Raw genomic sequence first — 4,850 nt, 5'->3', positions numbered from 1 at the left:
AGACATTAGTACAAGCATTACTAAAAATTACTAATAAACTAGAACATCAGGTTAATATCATTGGCACACGTCATGGAGAAAAGCTCTATGAAGCGCTATGTAGCCGTGAAGAAATGTTTGTATCGGAAGATCAGGGGGGATATTACAGAATTCCGTCTGACAATCGTGATCTAAATTATTCCAAGTATAATGAGATTGGTGATAAAGATCTCTCCAGCATACAAGATTATAACTCCCATAATACAGATAGACTCGATGTCGATGCCATGATTACATTACTGCATAAACTCGATTTTATTTCTGATATAGAGCGAGGCAGCTTAGTGGTGCCTGAGGGGGTATAATGAATATTGTAGTCACGGGTTCTAAGGGCTTTATTGGCAAAAACTTATGTATGATGCTACGTGAGTCTGGTTTTAATGATATTCATGAAATTGATCGTAACACGTCACATAATCAACTGTTAGAATCGCTGAACAACGCTGATTTCATCTATCATCTTGCCGGAATTAATCGCCCAAAAGATGAGATTGAATTTAAACAAGGTAATACTGAGCTAACACAGCTGATTACTGATTTCTTGAGTCAAGAAAATAAAAAAACACCATTAGTTATTAGCTCTTCAACCCAAGCTCATAATGATAATGCCTATGGGAAGAGTAAATTACTTGCAGAGAAAGCTGTTGAGATATATGGAGAAAATAGCGGGGCACCTGTTTATATTTATAGATTACCTAATGTTTTTGGTAAATGGTGTCGTCCTAACTATAACTCTTTTATTGCTACTTTTTGTTACAACGTGCTAAATGATATCGAGTTAACTGTTAATGATTACAATGCACCTGTTACTTTAGTTTATATTGATGATGTTTGTAGGAATTTAATCTCATTGTTGAAAAACACAACATCCTCTGGCTTCCAATCTATTAAACCTGAGTATCAGACATCAGTAGGTATCGTTGCTGATACGATAATGGCTTTTAAAGAAAGTCGTAATAACCTAATTACAGAAGATGTAGGTTTAGGATTTAATAGAGCGTTATATTCTACTTATTTAAGTTATATGAATCCGGCTCAGTTTAGCTACACTATTCCTAGTTACGGTGACGAGCGTGGTATATTTAGTGAAATGTTAAAGACCAAAACTTCAGGTCAATTTTCATTTTTCACTGCTCACCCCGGCATTACTCGTGGCGGTCATTATCATCATTCTAAGAATGAAAAATTTTTAGTCTTAAAAGGAACGGCTCTTTATCGATTTAAAAATATGTTAACCCATGAAAAATATGAGTTGAAGGTTAACAGTGATTCTTTTTTAGTTGTAGAAACGGTTCCGGGTTGGTCACATGATATTACTAATATTGGCGAAGATGAAATGATAGTCATGTTATGGGCCAATGAGATTTTTGATAGAACAATGCCTGACACTTTTGCCTATCCATTAAAGTAAGTATGAGAAATAATTAATGAAAAAATTAAAAGTTATGACAGTGGTAGGTACTCGACCAGAAATCATTCGATTATCACGAGTTTTAGATAAATTGGATGCTCACTGTGATCATATTATTGTACATACGGGACAAAATTATGATTATGAACTTAATGAGGTTTTTTTTAATGACTTAGGAATAAGAAAGCCTGATTTTTTTCTAAATGCAGCAGGTAAAAATGCAGCGGAGACTATCGGGCAAGTTATTATAAAAGTTGATCAGGTTTTAGAAGAGATTCAACCAGAAGCTATGCTTGTATTGGGTGATACAAATTCTTGTATTTCTGCTATCCCAGCTAAACGACGTAAAGTACCTATTTTCCATATGGAGGCAGGTAATCGTTGTTTTGATCAACGAGTACCGGAGGAGACTAATAGACGTATTGTTGATCATACTGCTGATATTAATTTAACATATAGTTCAATTGCTCGCGACTATTTATTAGCTGAAGGTTTACCAGCAGATCGTATTATTAAAACAGGTAGTCCTATGTTTGAGGTATTGAATCATTATTTACCTCAAATAGATTCCTCGGATGTTCTGGCCCGTCTTTCACTCCAAGAAAAACGGTTTTTTGTTGTAAGTGCACATCGAGAGGAAAATGTTGATTCACCAAAAAAATTATCGCGGTTAGCCAATATTTTAAATACTGTTGCTGCACATTATAATCTTCCAATGATTGTGTCTACACATCCCAGAACACGTAATCGTATTGAGGCACAAGGGATTGAATTCCATTCAAATATTCAATTATTGAAACCGTTAGGTTTCCACGATTATAATTGTCTTCAAAAAAATGCGAAGGTGGTTCTTTCTGATAGCGGTACAATTAATGAAGAATCCTCTATTATGAACTTCCCTGCTCTTAATTTACGAGAAGCGCATGAGAGACCTGAGGGAATGGAAGAAGCATCGGTAATGATGGTCGGTCTTAATGTTGACCGTGTCATGCAAGCGCTGGATATTTTAGAAGGTCAACCTTCAGGTAATATTCGATTACTACGTCAAGTAAGTGATTATAGTATGCCAAATGTATCAGATAAAGTACTGCGTATTATTCTTTCTTATACTGATTATGTTAAACGCGTTGTTTGGAAAGAATACGGATGCGACTTGCCCTTATTATTGATGACTATTTACCACATAGTACGCGAGTTGGCGCTAAGATGATGCATGAGCTTGCCAAAGAATTTATAAGGCAAAATCATGAGGTTACTATTATTACTCCTCACTTTGATAAATCATTTCCTAGATTTATTCAGGAAGATATTGATGGTGTTAATGTGTGGCGCTTTTATTCTGGACCGATAAAAGATGTCGGAAAAATAACAAGGGCAATCAATGAATATTTATTGTCTTTTAGAGCATGGGGTGGAATTAACAAAATTGTAGATAAGAATACTTTTGATGGTGTCGTTTTTTATTCACCATCTATTTTCTTTGGTTCACTTGTATCTCGATTAAAAAGGCGTTGCGGTTGTAAAAGTTACTTAATTTTAAGAGATTTTTTCCCTCAGTGGGCGATAGATTCTGGGCTGATAAAAAAAGGATCGGCAATTGAGCTGTTTTTCAGGAAATTCGAAGCATTATCTTATAATAAAGCTGATATGATAGGCGTGATGTCTAAAAAAAATATGGATGTATTTTTAGAGCAAAATGCTAATTGCCAATATTCCGTTTCTGTTTTGAGAAATTGGGCTAGTCTTACACCACATATACTTAAAGAGAATTTTTATGCCCTTCGCGAGGAGCTAAATTTACAAGATAAAGTCATTTTCTTCTATGGTGGAAATATTGGTCATGCGCAAGATATGTCTAATTTGATGCGTCTAGTAAAAAATATGCAGGATTTTAAAGATGCCCATTTTCTTTTTATAGGTCAAGGAGATGAAGTTAACCTTATAAAGTCGCTTGCATTAGAGTGGGATTTAAAAAATTTCACATATCTTCCATCAATAAGTCAGGATGAATTCAAAGATGTTTTGGCTCAAGTGGATGTTGGATTATTTTCATTATCAGCAAAACATACTGCCCATAATTTTCCTGGAAAGCTCCTCGGTTATATGGTGCAGTCACTACCTATTTTAGGTAGCGTTAATCCAAATAATGATCTGACGGAGTTAATTAACTCTGCACGTGCAGGTATGATTACTGATAATGGAGACGATGCTCTATTATTGAAAAATGCTACTGAGTTATATAAAAATCAACTCTTAAGACAAGAGATAGGAGAGAGGGGATTTGATTTACTTAAATATGAGTTTGATGTCTCGAATATAGCTTCAACAATAGTTAAAACCCTAGAGGTTAATAATGAGAGTATTCGATAAGAGTTTCTTAAGTGATCTCGATAATCAAGCTGTAAATAATTTACGTAAACGATCTCATTTAAATCTACACAGTGATTTTAATGAGAAGATCCAACGATTATTTATATCGTTAGCTGAAGGCAGTTTTGTTGAGCCACATTATCATGAACTTCCGCATCAGTGGGAGATGTTTGTAGTGATTGATGGTTTGCTAGAGGTTGTTTTTTACTCACCCAACGGTGATGTTTTAAAGACACTTTTAGTTGGTCCAGGAACGGACTGCTGTGCGTTAGAAATCCATCCTTTTGATATTCATAGTGTGCGATGTCTATCTAAAAAAGCTTTAATGTTAGAAATAAAGGAAGGTCCATTTCAAGTTGAAACTGCTAAAGTAATGGTTGATTTTAGTACCTCGAATTAATCAGTATTGCTGATGACGAAATAAATTATTTATATAGTTATTAGATATTATTGGAGATGGCTATTTTTGTGGTTGTAATGAGAATATCCATTTTACTGTATCCTTATAATTTGATGTCTATAATTCATTAGTAGAATAACTATTGAGATATTTATATCTATCGAAAAACTCAGGGTAATATCAGGGCAGGGCGAGAGCGTGAACTAATTGTTAAATTGGCGTCAGTGCTGCCAGCCCCGCATCCAGCACTTTTTCCAAATATGCGCTGTTCATGCCCGCAAACTGCTGCTTCTTACGCAAACTTGCCTTTCTGCTCGTTTCCGCTCGCAGCATGTTTTGCGCCATGTGTCGTGCACAAGCCAATATCTGAGGGGCATCACCTCGATATATCTGGCAGGTATCTTCATTCATCACCACATCCAGCACCCAGTGCAGGCTATTTTCAATCGCCCAATGCCCGCGGACGCCAACAGCAAACTGCTCTGGCGTGAGTGTCGACGAACTGATGTAGTAGCGATACTCCATCGAAAGTTCCTCATTTTTTTCAATGCGATAGGATATCGCTACGCCGATACTCTTTAGTTCTTTCCATTCCGGAAATCGCACCACCAATGCGCCGGCGGGTAAGCG

Annotated in this window: 5 protein-coding genes and 1 pseudogene; 5 read left to right on the top strand and 1 reads right to left on the bottom strand. The window is 36.0% G+C overall.

All coding sequences use genetic code 11. The features are described 5' to 3' along the window. From EDI29_RS22430 to EDI29_RS22410, 5 genes and pseudogenes are all read left to right on the top strand, one after another. A partial coding sequence (locus EDI29_RS22430; RefSeq protein ID WP_167494549.1) for a polysaccharide biosynthesis protein occupies positions 1-344 on the top strand: 344 nt, incomplete at its 5' end. Then, positions 344-1,450, top strand: a complete 1,107-nt coding sequence (gene wbjC, locus EDI29_RS22425) for a UDP-2-acetamido-2,6-beta-L-arabino-hexul-4-ose reductase (RefSeq protein ID WP_137742643.1) — start codon at positions 344-346, stop codon at positions 1,448-1,450. The genes EDI29_RS22430 and wbjC, both read left to right, overlap by 1 nt. 16 nt (positions 1,451-1,466) lie before the next feature. After that, positions 1,467-2,594: pseudogene (gene wecB, locus EDI29_RS22420) on the top strand (non-hydrolyzing UDP-N-acetylglucosamine 2-epimerase); the annotation flags it as partial. A 2-nt stretch (positions 2,595-2,596) separates the two neighbouring features. Further along, the gene (locus tag EDI29_RS22415) at positions 2,597-3,820 is read left to right on the top strand and encodes a glycosyltransferase family 4 protein (protein ID WP_137742641.1); all 1,224 of its coding nucleotides are present in this window, start codon (positions 2,597-2,599) and stop codon (positions 3,818-3,820) included. Continuing rightward, positions 3,804-4,220, top strand: coding sequence for a WbuC family cupin fold metalloprotein (locus EDI29_RS22410; RefSeq protein ID WP_137742640.1), 417 nt, complete (start codon positions 3,804-3,806; stop codon positions 4,218-4,220). The genes EDI29_RS22415 and EDI29_RS22410 overlap by 17 nt, the downstream gene beginning before the upstream one ends. 210 nt (positions 4,221-4,430) lie before the next feature. On the opposite strand, the gene EDI29_RS22405 is transcribed toward EDI29_RS22410, so the two are convergent. Further along, positions 4,431-4,850, bottom strand: a 420-nt coding sequence (locus tag EDI29_RS22405) for an ISAs1 family transposase (RefSeq protein WP_137742639.1), incomplete at its 5' end; no start/stop codon positions are given.

Source organism: Pectobacterium polonicum (genome assembly GCF_005497185.1).
GTDB classification, from domain to species: domain Bacteria; phylum Pseudomonadota; class Gammaproteobacteria; order Enterobacterales; family Enterobacteriaceae; genus Pectobacterium; species Pectobacterium polonicum.
This window is presented reverse-complemented; position numbering and strand designations above follow the sequence as displayed.

Excerpts from the sequence above, each read along its gene's own strand:
- EDI29_RS22410 (WP_137742640.1), top strand. The coding sequence starts at position 3,804 with ATGAGAGTATTCGATAAGAGTTTCTTAAGTGATCTCGATAATCAAGCT.
- EDI29_RS22415 (WP_137742641.1), top strand. The coding sequence starts at position 2,597 with ATGCGACTTGCCCTTATTATTGATGACTATTTACCACATAGTACGCGA.
- wbjC (WP_137742643.1), top strand. The coding sequence starts at position 344 with ATGAATATTGTAGTCACGGGTTCTAAGGGCTTTATTGGCAAAAACTTA.